Raw genomic sequence first — 18,730 nt, forward strand, 5'->3', positions numbered from 1 at the left:
TAAATAAAGACAGCAGATGAGCAGTAGACGTAGATTCATCAAGGTATCTGCCTTGGGCGCCACCTTTCTGGGTGGAGCCTTCCACCTGGAAAAAGTATTCGGGGGAATACGGGGTGCCGCCAAAACAAACAAACCCATCGTGATCTCTACCTGGGACCACGGCATGCCCGCCAATGAGGCCGCCTGGAAAATTCTCTCCAAGAACGGAAACGCCCTGGATGCCGTGGAGGCCGGGGTGCGGGTGCCCGAGGCCGACCCCAACGTGCGGACGGTAGGCTACGGCGGCTACCCCGACCGGGAAGGGAAAGTGACCCTGGATGCCTGCATCATGGACAAAGACAGCAACTGCGGCGCAGTGGCGTTCCTGCAGCATATCAAGCATCCTATTTCCGTGGCCCGAAAAGTCATGGAAGACACCCCGCACGTGATGCTGGTGGGGAAAGGCGCCTATGAATTCGCATTATCTAAAGGCTTCAAGAAAGAGAACCTGTTAACGCCCGCTTCTGAGAAAGACTGGAAAAACTGGCTTAAGGAATCCAAGTACAAGCCGGTCATCAACATAGAGAACCATGACACCATAGGCATGCTGGCCCTGGACGCCAACGGTGATCTGGCTGGGGCCTGTACTACCAGCGGTGCGGCCTACAAGATGCACGGCCGGGTAGGGGATTCGCCCATCATTGGAGCGGGGCTCTTCGTGGACAATGAGGTAGGGGCGGCCACGGCCACGGGTCTGGGCGAGGCTGTGATTCGGATGGTAGGCAGCCACCTGGTGGTAGAACTCATGCGGCAAGGCAATTCGCCGGAAGATGCCTGCCGGCTGGCCGTGGAGCGGATCATTTCCAAACACAAAGACGTGAAAGACCTGCAGGTGGGCTTCATTGCGCTCAACAAGAAAGGCGAATACGGTGGCTACTGCATCCACAAGGGCTTCAACTACGCCATTCAAGACCAATCAGGGAAAAAGCTGGTAGATGGAAAAAGCAAGTTCTAAGCCCGCCTTCGCGCTGGAAATCTGCATTGACTCTGTGGCCTCAGCCGTGGCGGCGGAGCAGGGCGGGGCCCAGCGGGTAGAGCTGTGTGATTATTTGGCCGGCGGCGGCACCACGCCCAGTGCCGGCATGATCAGCCTGGTGCGTGACAGCATCCGGCTGCCACTGCATGTCCTCATTCGGCCCCGCCGGGGCGATTTCCTGTATTCTGCCGCCGAAATGGAGATCATGAAGCGGGATATACAGGTATGCCGCGACCTGGGTGCCGATGGGGTGGTGATCGGTCTTTTGACGAAAGAAGGAGCCATAGACCTAGCCGGAACCGAGGAACTCATCCAGTGCGCCGGCCCGCTCAGCGTAACCTTCCACCGCGCCTTTGACCTGACCCGTGACCCTTTGGCGGCCTTGAATGATCTATTAACCCTGAAGGTAGACCGGCTGCTTACCTCTGGGCAAGAGGCCACCGCCTTGCGGGGCGTGCCCTTGCTGCGGGAACTGCAGCGAAGGGCAGCTGGTAAATTAACCATCATGCCCGGGAGCGGCGTGAACCCCGCCAACGTGCGGGAGATTATGACCAGCACCGGGGTGAAGGAAATCCATGCCTCGGTGCGCCGGGTAGTGGAAGGCGAGATGGTCTTCCGGAAAGACTATCCGCCCATGTCCAGCCACAGCCCTTTGTCTGAGTTTGAGCAGCAGGTAGCGGACGTAGCCCAGATCAGGCAGGTGCGCGCGGCGCTTGACGAAATCCAATGTAGTACCCCTGTCCCTTCACAAACCTAATATCTAAGGCGCAGGATTATTTTTTACGAGATGACGCACAAATACAGGTATTTACTTCTGATTTGCTTCGTGCTTGCCCAGTTATCGGGCGTAGCCCAGGCGAAGAAAGAGACGGAGGCCGAGCGGAAGGCCAAGATGCAATGGTTCGGGGATGCTAAGCTGGGCATCTTCATCCACTGGGGCATTTACGCCGTGCAGGGCATTCCGGAATCATGGTCGTTTTTCAACAACTATATCAGCCATGAAGACTACATGAAGCAGTTGGCGGGCTTTACCGCCGCGCAGTACCGGCCCGAGGAATGGGCGGCGCTGATCAAGGAATCCGGGGCCAGGTACGCGGTGATCACCACCAAACACCATGACGGCGTGGCCCTCTGGGACAGCAAGAAAGGCGGCCTCAACACCAAGTTGCATACGCCCGCCAAAAGAGACGTGCTCACCCCGTTTGTGGCCGCTTTGCGCAAAAACAACCTGAAAACCGGCTTCTACTTTTCCCTGCCAGACTGGAGCTACCCTGATTATGACGTATTCACCCGCACCAGAACCCGCTACAACCTGACCCAGGAACCAAAGCGGTGGCAGAAGTTTCTGGGCTATTACCAGGGGCAACTCCAGGAGCTTTCGCAGCGCTACAACCCAGACCTGTACTGGTTTGATGGCGATTGGGAACACAATGCCGAGCAGTGGCAGTCCCAGAAAGTGCGGGAGATGCTGCTGGGCTACAACAAGAACGTGATCATCAATTCTCGTCTGAACCATTACGGCGACTACGCCACCCCCGAGCAGGGCGTGCCTGTGGTGCGGCCGCAAGATGCCTACTGGGAGCTGTGCCTGACCATGAATGATTCCTGGGGGTACTCGCCGCATGACCACCACTACAAGAGCGCGAACCAGATCATCCGCACGTTCGCGGACTGCATTGGCAACGGGGGCAACCTGCTGCTGGACATCGGGCCTAAACCAGACGGTACCATACCGGCAGAGCAGGTGGCGCTGTTGAAGGCGCTGGGCCGCTGGACGAACAAGCACCAGGAAGCCATCTTCGGCACCGTGGCGGGCTTGCCCGAAGGACATTTCTACGGCAGCACCACGCTCTCTGCGGATCGTAAAAAGCTGTACCTGTTCCTGCCTACCCAGCCCCAAGAATCTATCCAGGTGAAGGGCCTGCTGTCGGATGTTAAAAGCGTGACCCTGGTGGGGAATAAAACCCCGCTCCCGTTTGAGAAGCAGGGTAACAGCACCTTTATCAACGTTCCGGCCAGCGGCCATGACCAAGACCTGACCGTGGTGGCGCTGTCTTTTGACGAGCCGCTTAGAGTAGGCGAGCCAGCGCCAGAAAAGATTGCCTTGGCCACGCTGCAGACAAAGAAAGAAATCCCCCCGGTAGACGTCAACAGAATCCTCCGGCAACTCGCTGATAACGTGGGCCAGGGCTGGAATCCGTTTGCGGCCACGGCCCTCCAACCTGATGGGGCAGAAGTGAGAAATCTGAAAATAGCCGATAAACGCATAGAGGACTGGGTGCGCAAACATGCCGAGGCTTTTTACAAGACCCGCGCCGGGCTGCCAGCCGGGCATTATGCGGGCGCCACCGCCTTGTCGGAAGACTGCCAAACGCTGTACCTGTTCGTGAATGGCAAACCCAACGGACCTATCGTTCTTAAAGGCCTCAAGAACAAGATTCACCGCAGCAGGGTGGTGGGGCAGGGCACGCTGCTCAGCCATGAGATCTTCAACAAGCAGTACTGGAGTGACATCCCCGGAATCATCTACCTCAACGTGCCGGAGGCCGTGCTAGACCAGGAAATGACCGTCATTGCGCTGCTCCTGGACAAACCCGTGGAACTGCATCGCGAGGAAATCAAACCCATCGAAAGCAATTGATAAGCGGCCTATTTAAGCCTTGAAGAAGAGGTTTTCCATCTACTTAAATTTCCTTTTATCCCGTTTAGCCCCGGTGGAAACGCCGGGGCGAAGACGATTCTTACCCATTTTCCAAAAACCATGCTAAAACGATTCTTCCCCCTTTTGCTGTGGGTGGTGCTTCTTACCGGGCCGGTTGAGGCCTTGAGGGCCCAAACGCCAGAGAAACCCTTTGACCTTATTCCGTATCCCAGTTCAGTGGTAGCCCAACCGGGTTCTTTTACCATTACCGCCCAAACCAAAGTGGTGGTGCCCAAGGAAAGCAAACTGTTCAAGAACGAAGTGGCGCAGCTACAGGCCCTGCTAGCCGGAACCGGGGCGAAACCGTTGAAAGAGGCCAAAAAAGGAACCTCCAACGTGATCCTGTTCCAATATGACAAGAGCCTGACGGCCGACGAAGGATACCAGATTGCAATCAGCCCGCAGCAGGTGAAATTAACGGCTAAAACGCCAGCCGGCATGTTCAGGGCGGTGCAGACCCTCCGGCAATTGCTGCCGGTGGCGATAGAGCAGCGCAAGACTTCTGCCGGTGCTCAGGCCCTGGTACTGCCGGCGGTGCAGATCACCGATGAACCCGCATTCGGGTGGCGGGGCATGCACCTGGACGTGTCGCGGCATTTCTTCACCACCGATTACCTCCGGAAGTTCATTGACCTGATGGCCCTCTACAAATTCAACAAGCTGCACCTGCACCTCACCGATGACCAAGGCTGGCGCATTGAGATCAAGAAATACCCAAAACTCACCGAGGAAGGCGCCTGGCGCACGTTCAACAACCATGATTCAGCGGTGATCAAAATGTCCAGGGATAACCCTGATTTTGCCCTGGACAAACGCCACATCGTGCAGAAAAACGGCCAGACCCTATACGGTGGGTTCTATACCCAGGCAGAGATGCGCGACATCATCGCCTATGCCTCGGCCCGCCACATTGAGATCATCCCGGAAGTGGACATGCCCGGGCATATGAAGGCTGCCATTGACGCCTACCCGTTCCTGACCTGTGGAGAAGCCGGGTGGGGCGAAACCTTCTCGGTGCCCATCTGCCCCTGCGAGGAAAGTACCTATACCTTTGCTGAAAACGTGTTCCAGGAGATCATCGACCTGTTCCCGAGCCAGTACATTCACCTGGGGGCGGATGAAGTGGAGAAAACCACCTGGGCTAAATCACCGGGCTGCCAGGAACTCATGAAGCGCGAAGGCCTCAAAAACGTGGAGGAACTGCAAAGCTATTTCGTGCACCGGATGCAGCGGTTCTTTGAATCAAAAGGCAAGAAGCTGATTGGCTGGGACGAGGTGCTGGACGGTGGCATTGATTCCAAGGCGGTGGTTATGTTCTGGCGCACCTGGGTGCCCAAGGCTCCTTTGATGGCCGCCAAAAACGGCAACCAAGTGGTCATGACCCCTAACAGCCCCCTGTACTTTGATGCCCTGCCCGACAAGAATTCCCTCCGGAACGTATACCAGTTTGAGGTGGTGCCCAAAGGCCTGAACGCTAACGAGGCAAAATCCATCCTGGGTGCCCAAGCCAACATCTGGACCGAATACATTCCGTCTGAAGCCCGCGCCGAATACATGTACATGCCCCGCATGACGGCCTTAGCCGAAGTGGTGTGGTCTAAAGACCGGAATTATACCAGCTACCTGAACCGCATGAAGAGCCACTACAAGCGCCTAGATGCGCTCAACGTGCGTTACCGCCTCCCTGACCTGGAAGGATTCCTGGACGTGAACGTCTTCACTGACAAAGCCACCCTGCACCCGCAAAAACAGCTGGAAGACCTTCAGGTGCGCTACACCACCGACGGAAGCCAACCCAGCGCCACCTCGCCCTTGCTGGACAAACCCCTCCAGATCACCCAAACGACTGCCCTCAAGTTAGCGGCCTTCACTCCCGCAGGACTCAAAGGCGATACCTATGGCGTGCGGTATGAGAAGCAGACGCTGGCCGTTCCCGCTAAAGTAAGTAAAACTGCATCTGGCCTCACCGCCGTGTATTACAAAGGCAACTTCAAAACCACCAACGGCATGAAGAAGGCCACCCCCACCGAGACCCTGGAAGTAGAGAAACTACAGGTGCCCCGTAAGGTGGGATCAGGCAGCTTCGGCATTCAGTTCAAAGGCTATCTGGACGTGCCCGAAAGCGGCGTCTACAGCTTCTTCCTCACCTGTGATGACGGCGGAGTCCTCCGTATTGCAGACCGTTTGGTCGTAGACAACGACGGCTTGCATGCCCCCCTGGAAAAAAGCGGACAGGTAGCCTTGGAGAAAGGCTTACAACCCTTCCAGCTAGATTTCATTGAAGGCGGCGGCGGCTACACCCTGAAACTCCTCTACAGCAAAGACGGCAGCCAACCCCAGGAAGTACCCCAAACCTGGCTCAAGCGCTAATCAGGATTGAGATGGTAGCTTTCTGCGTTTAGCGCCCTTTTTCTTAAAATCAGCCCAAAAACAAGGAACTCCTCCTGAGCAGCTAGCCCGGGAGGAGTTCTTTGTTTTGGAGGGAGTCTGTTTGTACCCGCCCTTATATGTTTTAAACCATGTTCTGTTTTTTACGAATTCCGTCCCCCTTTGAAGGGGGTAGGGGGATGACCAGGGCAGCCGAGGAACCGGTAGCTTTCGTAACGGAGCAAGGGCAACCACAAGGGATTGCCCCTACCAGTACCCCTTGTTGGCCAAGATCAGCAAGAGAAAACATCCCACCTTTCCTTAAACTTCTATGGCGCGGATTTACTTCCGTTACTTTTTAAAGTTATACCGTTAATGAGTTTGGAAGGGGCAATCCCTTGTGGTTGCCCTTGCGTTTAGGGGAGGGGAATGGTTCTTCAACGGCCTTTATCATCTCCTACCCCCTTTTCAAATACCCCCTTTTCAAAGGGTGACGGAATGCGTAGCTTATCACGTGCAAGAAGGCAGGCTGTTCGGAGGTATTATCCCGAAAGAGCATGTAAGAAAGAAAAAGCCTTATCACCGAATGAACCTATAAAAAAACCTGCTCCGTTTATAACCGGTTTCAAGATAAACAGGTCATAAACGGAGCAGGTTTTTTTAAAATCAGCAGACTTAAAAGCGCTTTCCCCAAAATTGGAAATCGCTCTTAATCTCTTTCCTTATTGAGCAGGAACAGACTGAGGCCAGGCTTGCTTGGCAACGCCCCAGGTAGGGTGCGGGGTGCTGCCCATCTCAAACTCCAACTTGCCGCCGTTGATCAGGTCTTTGTGCAGGATATATGATTTGGTGTACGGCTTCCCGTTGAAGGTGATGCCCTGGATGTAGATGTTCTGGGGGCTGTTCTTCGGGGCTGAGATTTCCAGCACTTTTCCGGAAGGCAGGGTGAGGGTGGCCTGTTTCACCGCCGGGCTACCAAACACATAGGCGCCGTTGGCCGGGTTCACCGGGTAGAAGCCCAGGGTAGAGAAAATGTACCAGGAAGACATCTGGCCCACATCCTCGTTTCCAATGATGCCGTCTGGTTTGTCGGTGTACATGTGCTGGAGGATGTGGCGTACCTTCTGGGCCGTTTTCCAGGGTTGGCCCACGTAAGGGTAGAGATAGGTGATGTGGTGGCTGGGCTCGTTGCCGTGGGCGTACTGCCCAATGAGGCCGGTGATGTCATTGGAGGCTTCCGCGCCCATGTCACCTTCGGCCACAAACAGAGAATCCAGCTTGAGGGCGAAGGCTTTCTCGCCACCCATGAGCGCTACCAATCCCTCCACGTCCTGGGGCACAAGCCAGGTGTACTGCCAGGCATTGCCCTCGGCGTAATCATCTTTGCGGTGTTCCGATTTGAACGGGTCAAACGGGGTGCGCCATTTGGTTAGGGAAACGCGGCCCCGCATGAACCGGGTTTCCTTGTCAAAGTAATGCTGGTAGTTCTTGCCGCGCTGGCTGAAGTAGCGGTAATCTTCCTCTTTGCCCAGGTGCTTGGCTACCAAGGCCACGCACCAGTCACTGATGGCGTATTCCAGGCCTTTGGCCACGCTTTCCACCTCTTCCTCCGCCGGGATAAACCCTTGTTTCTTCACCCAGGTAAGCCCGAACTCGTTGCCCATGGCCGTGGCTTTCATGGCCTCATAGGCCAGGTTTTTGTCAAAGCCGTCAAAGCCTTTCATAATGGCGTCGGCCACCACGGGAAGAGCGGGGTAGCCGACCATGGTGTTGGTCTCGTTGCCCATGAGGTGCCACACGGGCAGCTTGCCTTGCTGCTGGTAGATAGCCAGCATGGAATTGACCATGTCATTGACGCGGTTGGCCTGCAACAGCGTGTACAACGGGTGGGTGGCCCGGTAGGTGTCCCAGAGCGAGAAGGTGGTGAGGTTGGTGAAAGAGGCCTTGGGGTACACTTTCTTGTCGGTGCCGCGGTAGTCGCCGTTGTGGTCATTGAAGATAGACGGCGCAATCATGGTGTGGTAGAGGGCCGTGTAGAACGTGCGCAGCTGGGCCGAGTCAGTCGTTTCCACCCGGATCTTCTGCAGTTCCTGGTTCCAGGAGGCATCTGCTTCGCGCACTACCCGGTTAAAGTCCCAATGCGGGAGTTCCGCCTGGATGTTGGCCAGCGCGTTCTGCGTGCTCACCGGCGACAGGCCTACCTTCAGTTTCACTTTCTCGCCGGGTTTGGTCTTGAACCGCGCCACACCTTTGATGCGCGTACCTTTGGAGGCGGGCTTGGGAGAGGTGGCGGCGGTGTCATGTACCTGGAAGCTCTCGAACTTTTGAATGGGTTTAGAGAAAACGGCAGTGAAATACACCCGTTGGTCGTTCGCCCAGCCCTTTGAGAACCGGTAGCCGGCCAGGGTGGTGTCGTTCACTTGCTCAATGAAAGTCTCCGTGGGAGAGTCCCACCCAATGCCTTCTTTCAGGTCAATGATGATGCTGGCCTGATCTGCTTTAGGAAAGGTGTACTGGTGGAATCCCACCCGCTGGGTGGTGGTGAGTTCCGCCTGAATGTTGTAGCGTTTCAGCCGCACCGCGTAATACCCGGGGCGCGTCTTTTCCTCTTCGTGCGAGAAAAGCGAGTAGTACCCGCTATTCGGGTTTTTGATGCTTCCCCGCACCAACTGTACGTCACCGGTGGTAGGCATGACCAGAATATCACCCAAGTCGCCTATTCCCGTGCCGCTGAGGTGTGTATGGGCGAAGCCCACGATGGTGGAGTCTGAGTAGTGGTACCCAGAGCACCAGTCCCAGCCCTGTGACATGTTGGTTGGCCCCAACTGCACCGCCCCAAACGGCACATTGGCGCCCATAAACACGTGCCCGTGGAAGCTGGTACCAATGTAAGGATCTACCAATTGAGTCAGGCTACCCGCCTGCGGGGAGTTGCTTTGCTGCTGGTTTATCTGGGAGCAGGCCAAGGGGAAGCCCAGGAGCAGCAGCAGGGAGTGGCGTTTTAGAAAAGCTTTGAGATGCATGTGGTCGATTCTTTAAAATTACCCTGCCCTCCGTGGCCAAGTGGCCTAAGAGGGGCAGGAGAAGGAGTGAAGGGTTTCAGGTCTGATTTTGTGATTATGGGACCAAAGGCTTGATGGGGTAGGTCTTCAGGTCTACGTTCCAGCCTTCCACGGTGATGGCGGGCGCGGGGGAACCCGCCTCCGGGGTGTATTCCAGGGTGATGGTCTGGTGCTCGCCGGGTGGTACCGAGATATAATTGTCACTGTTGAATACTGGCAACAGACGCAGGTTCGTTTGCGGGTTGATAAGGGAAACCCGGTTGAAGAAGGCCACCGGGTTGTTGGCGGGGTTACGAAGCGTGACTTCCACCTTGCCTTTGCTTAGTTCTTTGGCCTCTACCTGTACCGGCGCCTTGGCCAGTTCCTGCAGGCCGGTGTACTGGCCTTTGGCATTGGGCAGCCAATAGAAGTTGTTGCTCACCACGTTCTGGTTGAAGTCCAGGAGCCGGAGAGACAGGAACGCGCCCTTCTCTTTGCCCAGTCTTCTGAGGGCTCCTTTGATGGGGAAATATTTCTTGGCCGTAGAGGGGCTTACCTCTACCACCAGTTGCCCCAGCGAAGTGCTTTTGCCGGCCATGTCATAGCCTGTTACCACCAGCATCAGGTCGCGCTTGATCTCAAAGCCGTTGTTCACGGCCATCACCATGCTGTCTACCGGGTCAAACATCACGTGCAGGGGTTCGCTGCCGTTGCGCAGCCCGAAGAGACCGGCATTGGGGTCCAGGTAATAGTCGTACAACTGGCCGCGCATGGAAGTCCAGGGGTTCTGGGTTTTCCAGATGATGGTGCCGGTGTACCAGTCCCACATGTGCGAGGAGAAGCCCTCCATTAGAGCGCGGTACTGGTCATAGTTCACCAGCTGCGCCTTGCGGGTGAAATCTTTGATGTCTTTGGGGGCACCGTACGGCAGAATATGGTGCTCATACCCAACGCCGGTGTAGGTATGGTAAGTCCACATGGAGTCCACTTTCTCTGTGGGCTTGCTGTTTGCGCCCAGGAACTGCGGGGCCACCAGGTTGGCCTTCGGCAGAAAACGCTCCAACGACTCCAGATCGCCCACGCCCACCGAGCCTACCTCTGTGTTGAAGGGCCAGGTGCGGTACGCCCAGAATTGGCTGATGGGCTGGATGGTATACGGGCCGTCGCCACCGCCGCCAATGGAGTTGAACGACATGCTATCAGCGTTGGAGTAGGGGATAAACCAGCGGGTGCCGTCCAGTTGGGGAAGGATGGAGTCTTCCAAGGCCGTGAGAAGGTCTTGCGGCGGGGTGATCTCGTTGCCGCCGCACCACATGGCCAGCGAGGGGTAATTGCGGATCATTTTCACCTGGTCAGCGGCGGAGCGCAGGAACAGGCTGTGGTCGTCCGGGTATTTGCGGCGGGTCAGTTGGTCGTCTTTCTTCAGGGGGTCTACCCAGCGGCCGTTCGCATCAGCCGTGATCCAGAAGTCCTGGATCACCAGCAGACCATATTTGTCACAAGCCTCGAAGAACTCGGGCCGCTCCACCAAGGCACCACCCCACACCCGCATCAGGTTCAGGTTCATGTCGCGGTGGTAACGCAGCTCGGCATCATACCGGGCGGGGGTAAATCTGAGCATGGCATCGGAGATGATCCAGTTGGCTCCTTTGATGAAGATCTTCTGGCCGTTCACGTGGATCTGCATGCTGCGGGTGTGGTCGTTCCATTCGGTTTGGATCTCGCGCACGCCCACCTGCACGTCTTCCTCATCAGAAAGGGTTTTCCCGTTTACCAGGAACTGTAGTTTCATGGGGTAGAGGTGCTGCTGGCCGTACATGTTGGGCCACCACAGCTTGGGGTTCTGGAGGGACAGGTCTTTGAGCTGGATTTTCTGGGTGGCCCGGGCCGGAAGGGTCACTTTCTGGGAAATCATCTGCCCCGCCAGCACATACTGCAATACCCCGCTCACTTTTTTATCCGTGGGGTTCTCCAGTTCCGCGGACACTTTAATGATAGCCGGCTGCTGGGGGCCATCGGGTTTCCGCTTGCCGGGCACCAGGGTAACCACGTGCGGGTTCTTCAGGTTGATCTGCTGGGTTTTCTCAAGGATGACCTTGTCCCAGATACCGGTGTTGCGGTCTCTGATGGGTTGGATCCAGTCCCAGCCGGCCACGTATTGGTGCGTCACGTTTTTGGCGATGGTCCCGTCGCCGCCCTGACCGCCGTTTGGCTTGCCTACCGGATCTGGCGGGTACACCACAATGGCCAATCGGTTTTGGCCGTCTTTTCCCAAGTGGGCGGTGATGTTATAGCTCTGGCGCAGGAACATGCCGTGGTGGGTTTCCTGGTTCAGCTTCTGCCCGTTCAGAAACACCTCACAGCTGTAATTGACCCCGCGCAGGTGCAACCAAACCTGCTCGTCCTTTTTCGGGGCTGTTTCTGTGAAATCCTTCGTAAACCAGTAGGTGTAATAGTCGCGGCCGGTGGTGTAGATATCCGGGATTTTCTCATTGTTCATGCCATAGAACGGGTCCGGGATCTGCTTGTTCACCAGTTGGGTAGTCAACACCGTTCCGGGCACTACCGCAGAAGCCCAATTGGCCGTGGAGTAGGAGGGGAGCGAGATGGCTTGCCCGTTGTCCGTTACCTTGGCAATGGGCTGGCATTTCCAACCGGAGTTCAGCTCGTACTTTGATTGGCCGAAGGCGGGAGAACAGAGGACACCGGCAACGAGGAGGAAAAGGAGCGGGAAGAGTTTTAATTTCATATTATGCTGATAGGTTTTGCCGCTGGCAGAAGGGTGAAACCAACACTTCATCAAGAGGCTAAAGAAGGGGAAATATAGGACTCTTTCTGCTGGTTAAAAAAGGAAAGGGCCAATTTGTATTAGATTCCTGAAATATTTAAAAGATGGCGGTACCAGGCAGTGTGTACCTTAACGCAAAACCACAACATCCATCAGAATTTAAGACTTGGCTGCCATTTTCTGCCGGCGGGAATAGCAATATAAGAGGCTCCGGTCATAGCCCTTCCCAACCGCCTTTCCACCGGAACTTAACCTTTCCTCCCAAAGCATTTCAAGGGCGTTTTTCTAAAACCACATGCTTTTCAATTCTCGAACCGGCATGGTTGATTCTTATTCTGCTGTACCAGATTCAGTCACCTTCCAGAGTTCCTATGGAAGGTGACTGGGAGGAGAGGAACTCTGGTTTTAAGGGTTTCCCAAAAAAGAAGCGGAAAACCCGGTAAGGATAAGGAAGAAAGGTGTAGGAGACGACAGAGCCCTTTTGGTAAAAGAGCGCCTCTTCTTAGGATAAACCAATTCGGGTAGAGTAGGTGAATTTGCGGATGGATTAAAAAAATGATAGAATTTTAGTTATTGCTTATATTTATAAAGGTACAGGCCTGAAAACCTTGGTAAAGAGTCCATTTCCTTGGTTGTGGGCTTACCTGATTGGAGAAGCAGGGTAGTTGGTAAAAAGAACCTTTGGCCAGAGTAGTTGAAAAGGGATGCGGACCAGGTTTTCTCCCTCAAAAGCAGGGTCAGTACGCCTCTTTTTAGGAATGAAGGTTCCTTTAGAAAGATTTTAGATGATTGAGAGAGTAAAACAGAAGCTTGCCGGAAAAAAAGTTTTATTTATTTCCTGCAAATTTTACCATTACGGGGAGGCTGTTCGGGAGAAAATAGAATCCTGCGGTGCTGAGGTGACCTTTTACTATGAACGGAATACCACTCTTCAGCACGTATTGGTCGCTAATTTCTTTCCGCACCGGCTGGATGAATGGCAAGATGCCCACTACCGGAAGATTCTCAAGGAAACGGCCCAACAAACCTTTGATTATTTGATCGTGATCAGGGGGTACAAAATGCAGGGCTGGTTTGTGGAGGAGCTAAAAGAAAGGAACCCCCAGGTCCAGACAATCCTCTACCAGTGGGATTCTTACAAGGCCTGGGATGCGGACTACCGGTATTTATTGCCTTATTTTGACAGAACCCTCACCTTTGACTACCAAGATGCGGCTCAACTGCGCATCCCGTATGCCCCCACGTTCCATACCGATGAATATGCCAAGGCCAAAGGCGGACCTCCGATGTACGATTTCATTTTCTGCTCTAACCTTACCGAGGAGAAGTATGAGTTTTTGAAGCGGTTTCTGGAATTCACCTCCCAAAGGGGCTATCGGGTACACACGCACATCTACGTGAACTGGTTCAAGTACCTGAAAGACAGGTTTAGGGGCAAAGGAGTAGAGTTCAGGCACGTCTCCTTTAGGCGGTTGAACCGCTGGGAGTACTTCTCCTTGTTCTGCCGGTCAAAATCTGTGGTGGACTTTTCCTCTACGGCCCAAACCGGCATTACCATGCGGGTGATTGATGCGCTGGGAAGCGGCAAGCGGGTATTGACCAACAACACCTACGTAACCCAAGAACCCGGTTTTGACCCTCGCCAGGTAGTGATCTACAACGCCTCTGACCTGTCGCTGCCTGAATACGTGGCCCAGGAAGAGAGCTTCAGCAAAAAGGACTATTCCATTGATAAGTGGTTAGACAACCTGTTTTTTGCCCAGGCTGAATAAGGCCATTGATGCTTCACTGCTGTTTTCATGTGAGGCCTTCATTTTTTGCCTCTTTTTAAGAAGGAAGCCAAAAACGGGTTAGTCAAAAAAGAGGCAAATGAAAACGTGTCCTGCGAAGGGTATTCTGGTTTCCTGAATATTACTTATTATTTTCCCCGGCTTTCAAAGCAGTAGGCTAGAAAGTGTTTTTACCCTCATGAAGAACCTACCAGTGTTTTATACGCTTATTATTTACCCAAGGGGTACCTGTTCATGCCAGAGAAGCAGGAGCAACCTTTCGATTAATATATTTCCTTTTCCTTCCTGAATGGCTTGGGCAATACTACACTTTTCCTGTTAAAGTACTTCCTGAAGGCGGATAGGTTTGTAGTTCTACGCGTTAACGGCTACAGGCGCTTCCGCTGCCGGGCTGGTAAAGGTGCCTTAGCAAGTGCTGCGGCTTAGAAGTATAGGACTTGTTACTGGGCCATTTTCTCCAGAAATTCACGCACTTCTGGTGTGTCATATTCCGCCATGCCCTTCTGCTGGGCCACAATTTGGCCTGCCGGTGAAATAATGTAAGTAGTAGGAATGGCAGGACTACTGAATTCCTCAGGCAACTGGCTAGCAGGCATGTACACTGGGAATGTATAGCCTTTCCTGGTGATGAATTTCTTTACCTTGTCTATGCCTTTCTGGTCCACTGAGAGCATGACAAATGCAATCTTGTCAGAGCCCACTTTCTCGTAGAGACGCTGGATGTTGGGCATTTCGGCAATGCACGGCGGGCACCAGGTGGCCCAGATGTTTAGGAAGATGACCTTTCCTTTGAGTGATTCAAAAGCGACCACTTTCCCTTCTAAATCTCTCATATGAAAACCTGCCCCCGCCATAGCCGCCGAAGCCGGAGTTTCAGGAAGTTCAAGTGCAGAGGGCACCTCGGCGGATTTAAGGCCGGTGGCGAGTAAAAGACGTTGTACCTGCCCAATGGCTTCGGGGTGCAGACCGGTGGCATATAACACCCCGAAGAGGGCCAAGGTGATCACCCAGCCGGGAATAGCACGAAAGGAGAAGCCGTCTCTGGTTGTTTTCTGGTTCATTTTTACAAAAGTAGGTCAAAAGTAAAACGGCATCAGGTTCCAAAACGCATAGTTGATCAAGCCGAATACTATAAAATCAGAAGAAACAGCCAATTTAAGGTTCCCTGCTCAGTGGAAAACACACCTGGTAAATTTAGAATCCATTAGACTAGAGTTAAAGTCTTAAGCGGTTTCTGCGTTAAGGTGGGTGCTCATCTGGTCACCTGAAGCCTACTTCTCATTTGGCTATAACTTAGCAGAGAAAACCAAAGCTAAGGTTTCCTCCTTGTTTTTTGCAAAGTACCCACTTTTCGGCAGCCCACAGTTAAAATTTAATTCAGCTACCATGGTAATGGGTTTCTGTCTATTGAAAAGTATCCTGCAAAAAATAGGGTAAGAAATGCTTGGCCAGTGACTTTGGTTACCTAGGCCCAGTTGCCTTCTTTGGTTGGGTAGCTTGGGGATAGAGGAATATCTCTGCGGGCGGAAGTGCTTTTTCTCCGGTCACTGCTTCTGAAATGGGCAAGTCAGGTTAGTGCCATTCAAGAAGTGTAACGCTAATTTCTTACCTCAGGAAGATCTCTTTGAGCAGGATGTAAAGGCCCATGGCCAGGATAAACCACCCAAACCCCTTCCTTAGCTTGACCCCGTTGATTCTGGTACTCAGGGCGGTGCCAATAAAAATGCCCGCCACAGATAAAGAGGAAAAAGCCAGCAGGAAAACCCAGTCAATCGAGGAATGCAAGACATCGCCCAGGAAACCGAAGAGTGAATTGGCCGCGATGATGAAGAGGGAAGTGCCCACTGCCACCTTCATATCCAGTCCAGTCAACAGCACCAAGGCCGGAATGATCAAAAAACCTCCCCCGGCACCCACCAGGCCAGAGATCAGGCCCACCAGCATACCCTGGCCAATAACAGATCCATACTGAATGCTGGCCCTCTGGGGTGTGGGCTTGATCCTCCTTTTCTGGTGAATCATGCTATAGGAGGCAGCTACCATCAACAAAGCAAACAACAGCATGAGCAACATGTCTTTGGTCACCAGTAAAGAGCCTAAGGAAAAGAGAATGTCAGGAATGGCAGGTATGAGGAAAGCGCGCGTGAAGAGTACCGTCACTAGAGACGGGATCCCAAATACTAAGGCCGTATCAAAGCGCACCAGGTTTCTGCGGTACATCTTGAAACTGCCCACCAAACTGGTGGCGCCTACCACAAACAGGGAATAGGCGGTGGCCGTGACGGGCGTTAAACCAATGAGGTACACCAGAATAGGGACCGTTAGAATAGAGCCACCGCTTCCGGTCAGGCCTAAAGAAATCCCGATAAATAAAGCCGCCGCATACCCTAGTATCTCCATTTCTGGTATTGCCTTATGATGGAACAATGCAAAGGTAAGACAAGGGGCTTCGGGGCACAGTGACTATAGTCACACATTTAGAATAGGTCAAGATGGTTGGTTTCTATAAAGTTACGGTTTAGTAGGATGCCCTGGTCTGTTCCAGTTTTTTCAGCAGTCACGAGATCACTTTCTGGGAGCTGTTGGGTTCATGCGCTATCTGTTGGTGCGAAAGGTGTACTTCCTGATCCATCATTTCCTGGTGACGCTTCAGGAAAAACATCAGCCCAAAGGATACATCTTGCACTTGGCTCAATTTTTAAAGGTTTAGTTTTTGACCTGGGTACGCAAGGGGACGCTGTGATAATTTCCTTCCTAGAACACGGCCTCTTTCTTACTTTTTCCTATTGTAAACAGGCCATTTCCTGTTGTAGGTCTTCCAGTAGTAGGTGCATGCTGACCTATTTAAAACCTTAAGAACTGTACTTTAATTGGAAATTCGCCCGCTCTCCAGCCTTGACCCCAAAAGTAACAGTTCCTCCGGATTTAACAGAAGCCAAAACTGGAATAAACCGAGGCTCTGGGGTAATCACTGCCTGGGAGAGTCTCCTACAAGGGAAACCTACTTCATTTTCTTATAACCAATTCCTGCTGCATTTGCCGGGAATTGGTCTTTAGGTTCCCTCTTGAGACGTAGGCAATTTTGATGCTCAGGAGTAGGAGGGAGGCAGGCTTAAGGAAACAGAGAGAGGTGCATGAAATAAGCGTTTCAGGTTTTCCCCGAGGCTTTTCAGGAGATTGATTTCAAGAAATCAAATTCTAGATGTTGGCTCTGGCATTGGACTAAGCAAATGAAAGATTTCAGAAGAGAGGCTACTTTCTGAAACTACCCGGTAAAGGGCTTTTTCAAAGAAAATTAGAACAAATCCCTTAGGTCCTTATCCAACTTCCACCGCTATTACCTACATTCCCAGAGCAAAAGAAAAATTTCAAACCTAAGAACCAAAGTAAGTACTATGACTGAGAGAACTGAAATGACCAGAAGCCAGATAAAGGTAGGGATATATGCCGCGGTGGTGGTTTTTCTTACTTACATCATGATTTTTGGCTTCAGGAAGTCGTTTACAGTGGCTACGTTTGATGGGCTTGAAATAGCAGGGTATAGTTACAAGACGGTGCTGGTGATCAGTCAGATGTTGGGGTACCTGCTGGCGAAATTTTACGGTATCAAGTACATCTCTGAGCTTAAGCGTACGGGCAGAGGAACCGTGATTCTCCTCTTGACGGGGATTTCCTGGGTAAGCTGGCTGTTTTTCGCGCTGGTGCCCTTGCCGTATAACATCGTCTTCCTTTTTATAAACGGGTTTCCCTTGGGCATGCTCTGGGGCGTGGTTTTCTCCTACGTGGAGGGCCGGCGGAGCACTGATTTTATTGGAGCCACGCTGGCGGTGAGTTTCATCTTCGCCTCTGGGTTTGTCAAATCCGTGGGGGCTTGGCTGATGGTGCAGTTTGGGGTGTCAGAATTCTGGATGCCCTTCTGCACTGGTCTGGTGTTTGTGCCGCCCCTGGTGCTTTTCGTTTACCTGATGGAGAAGATTCCAGCACCCAGTAAGGAAGACATCCAACTCAGGGCTGAACGGACGGCCATGACCCAGGAAGACCGGCAAAGATTTATCAGGGAGTTTTCAGTTGGCATTGCCATCTGCGTCCTGATTTATTCTTTTGCGACCATCTTCCGGGATATCAGAGATAACTTCGGGGCAGAGATGTGGAAAGAGCTGGGGTATGTGAACCAACCCGCTATTTTCGCAAAAACTGAAACCCCCATTACCCTTATTATTCTGGTGTTGATTGGCAGCATGGTATTCATCAGGAACAACCATAAAGCCCTGCAGACCGCCCATGTTTTCATTCTGTTAGGGTTTGTCCTGGCCGGGGGCAGTACTCTACTTTTCTCGGCTAAATTCCTGGCGCCCGCCTGGTGGATGATGCTGGTCGGGTTGGGTTTGTACATGGTGTACATTCCCTTCAATGCCGTTTTCTTTGACCGGCTGATTTCCACCTTCAAGTATACCGGAAACGTGGGCTTCCTGATTTACCTGGCAGATTCGTTTGGGTATGTGGGCAGTGTAGGGGTATTGCTGAGCAAAGAGATTTTCAAGGTTCAGTTGAACTGGGTCACGTTCTTTTCTAACAGTGTGATAGCCCTATCCGCGCTAGGTGTTTTGTTAACCGCTTTCTCTATGGTGTATTTCGGGAGGAAGTACCAAAAGTTTAAGGCTAAAAGGGTAATTCCTGCTATGCAAGCTGCTTCTTCTATTAGATAGATTTAGGGATTTTAGCTTTCTTTTTAGGTTTTACCTTCAAAGAAGGGCAGAGATTATAAAGGAAAGGAATCTGCAACTTTAATAAATATTCCCGGTCTGTTAGACAGGATATAAAAGGAGAACCAAAATCATAGCACAAAATACCCCATTGACTTGCAAGACTATGGCATTTAAATAGTTCTGAAATCCATGAGATTTTCTGATAGACCTTCTTTCACCATGGACCAGGGCTGATGTCTCCCAAACAATAAACTTTAATAGCACAGTTTCCAGTTACATTCTCATTAATTACTCAAGAATTCTCTTTTGGCATTATGGTCTT

11 protein-coding genes are annotated in these 18,730 nt (G+C 52.7%); 6 read left to right on the forward strand and 5 right to left on the reverse strand.

Annotated features, from left to right (window positions below; genetic code table 11):
• Window positions 1–16: 16 nt before the first annotated feature.
• From FOE74_RS15235 to FOE74_RS15250, 4 genes are all read left to right on the forward strand, one after another.
• Window positions 17–994: an isoaspartyl peptidase/L-asparaginase family protein gene (locus FOE74_RS15235; protein ID WP_149099484.1), complete on the forward strand. Its 978-nt coding sequence runs from the start codon at window positions 17–19 to the stop codon at window positions 992–994.
• Window positions 975–1,772 (forward strand): copper homeostasis protein CutC, encoded by a 798-nt coding sequence (locus FOE74_RS15240; protein WP_149099485.1) that lies wholly within the window; start codon window positions 975–977, stop codon window positions 1,770–1,772. The genes FOE74_RS15235 and FOE74_RS15240 overlap by 20 nt, the downstream gene beginning before the upstream one ends.
• 30 nt (window positions 1,773–1,802) lie before the next feature.
• Window positions 1,803–3,656 (forward strand): alpha-L-fucosidase, encoded by a 1,854-nt coding sequence (locus FOE74_RS15245; protein WP_149099486.1) that lies wholly within the window; start codon window positions 1,803–1,805, stop codon window positions 3,654–3,656.
• Window positions 3,657–3,776: 120 nt separating this feature from the next.
• Window positions 3,777–6,086, forward strand: a complete 2,310-nt coding sequence (locus tag FOE74_RS15250) for a family 20 glycosylhydrolase (protein ID WP_149099487.1) — start codon at window positions 3,777–3,779, stop codon at window positions 6,084–6,086.
• Between the two features lie 719 nt (window positions 6,087–6,805).
• Here FOE74_RS15250 and FOE74_RS15255 read toward each other — a convergent pair.
• Entirely contained in the window at window positions 6,806–9,106 is a 2,301-nt protein-coding gene (locus FOE74_RS15255) for a GH92 family glycosyl hydrolase (protein WP_149099488.1), read from the reverse strand.
• Between the two features lie 94 nt (window positions 9,107–9,200).
• Window positions 9,201–11,873, reverse strand: a complete 2,673-nt coding sequence (locus tag FOE74_RS15260) for a glycoside hydrolase family 2 protein (RefSeq protein WP_149099489.1) — start codon at window positions 11,871–11,873, stop codon at window positions 9,201–9,203.
• An 824-nt stretch (window positions 11,874–12,697) separates the two neighbouring features.
• Here FOE74_RS15260 and FOE74_RS15265 point away from each other — a divergent pair.
• Entirely contained in the window at window positions 12,698–13,684 is a 987-nt protein-coding gene (locus FOE74_RS15265; RefSeq protein ID WP_149099490.1) for a CgeB family protein, read from the forward strand.
• A 458-nt stretch (window positions 13,685–14,142) separates the two neighbouring features.
• On the opposite strand, the gene FOE74_RS15270 is transcribed toward FOE74_RS15265, so the two are convergent.
• The 3 genes from FOE74_RS15270 to FOE74_RS21275 form a co-directional block, all read right to left on the reverse strand.
• A complete protein-coding gene (locus FOE74_RS15270) occupies window positions 14,143–14,763 on the reverse strand; it encodes a TlpA family protein disulfide reductase (RefSeq protein ID WP_149099491.1) in 621 nt (206 codons plus the stop codon).
• Between the two features lie 544 nt (window positions 14,764–15,307).
• On the reverse strand, window positions 15,308–16,102 hold the full coding sequence (locus tag FOE74_RS15275; RefSeq protein WP_149099492.1) for a sulfite exporter TauE/SafE family protein: 795 nt from the start codon (window positions 16,100–16,102) through the stop codon (window positions 15,308–15,310).
• A gap of 157 nt (window positions 16,103–16,259) precedes the next feature.
• Window positions 16,260–16,397, reverse strand: coding sequence for a hypothetical protein (locus FOE74_RS21275; RefSeq protein WP_188686823.1), 138 nt, complete (start codon window positions 16,395–16,397; stop codon window positions 16,260–16,262).
• A 700-nt stretch (window positions 16,398–17,097) separates the two neighbouring features.
• Between FOE74_RS21275 and FOE74_RS15280 the strand changes: the two genes are divergently transcribed.
• Window positions 17,098–18,408 carry a DUF5690 family protein gene (locus FOE74_RS15280; protein WP_149099493.1) on the forward strand — a complete coding sequence of 437 codons (1,311 nt, stop codon included), beginning with the start codon at window positions 17,098–17,100 and terminating at the stop codon, window positions 18,406–18,408.
• Window positions 18,409–18,730: the final 322 nt, after the last annotated feature.

The organism is Rufibacter glacialis (genome assembly GCF_008271745.1).
Classification (GTDB): Bacteria; Bacteroidota; Bacteroidia; order Cytophagales; family Hymenobacteraceae; genus Nibribacter; species Nibribacter glacialis.